The sequence below is a fragment of the Corynebacterium sp. HMSC075D04 genome (assembly GCF_001815635.1).
GTDB lineage: Bacteria > Actinomycetota > Actinomycetes > Mycobacteriales > Mycobacteriaceae > Corynebacterium > Corynebacterium coyleae.
In genome coordinates this window covers 1-240 of sequence record NZ_KV821346.1, presented here as the reverse complement: position 1 = coordinate 240, position 240 = coordinate 1, and the positions used below count along the sequence as shown (strand labels likewise).

At 56.2% G+C, this 240-nt stretch carries 1 protein-coding gene; it reads right to left on the bottom strand.

The window, feature by feature from the left end; translation table 11 throughout:
* Positions 1-27: 27 nt before the first annotated feature.
* The coding region (locus HMPREF3048_RS11810; RefSeq protein ID WP_141758878.1) for an IS3 family transposase at positions 28-240 on the bottom strand (213 nt) is incomplete at its 5' end.

Below are 240 nucleotides of genomic sequence, written 5' to 3'. Positions count from 1 at the left end.
TCGGCCACCCACAGTTTATTCGGGCCCTTAAGCTTTGAATTCACGCTCGACTAAGTCCGGGCGCAGATCAGGCACGTTAGCTTTTCGGGTTGTGATAGGTGATCCGCCTTTGCCTTTGCCAGAAACACCGGCCAAGCGCATCAGCCGGGCGGTTTGTTCACGCCCGATATCAATTCCGTCGCGGCGGAGAGCATGCCACATTTTCCGCACGCCGTAGACGCCGTAATTATCCCGATGAAC